A 333-nucleotide genomic window follows, 5' to 3' on the forward strand; every position below is an offset into this window, starting at 1 on the left:
CTTCAGCATAGATAAGGCATTACCTATTCCGCCGGAACTTAAAGCGGTCATGCAGCAGTATTAGCCTTGTGAAGCTGGATCTCGATGGTAGTGCCCTTGTTGATCTCGCTTTTTAGTACCCTGATCCTGCCGCTGTGGTAGCGTTCTATGATCCTGCGGGCAAGAGACAGACCGAGGCCCCAACCGCGTTTCTTGGTGGTATAGCCCGGTTCAAAGATCTGCTTGTACTTGCCTTTTGGGATTCCTTTTCCGGTATCGCTGACAAACAGGTGAATGTTTTTGCCATCCTGGGTTAGTTTCAGCTTGAGTTCTCCCTTGCCACGCATGGCGTCT

The 333-nt window shown here is 50.5% G+C and carries 1 protein-coding gene; it reads right to left on the reverse strand.

What is annotated here, in order from left to right; all coding sequences use genetic code 11:
- Positions 1 to 47 precede the first annotated feature (47 nt).
- A partial coding sequence (locus HC175_RS21835) for an ATP-binding protein (RefSeq protein WP_168139983.1) occupies positions 48 to 333 on the reverse strand: 286 nt, incomplete at its 5' end.

It is taken from the genome of Salinimicrobium oceani (genome assembly GCF_012037645.1).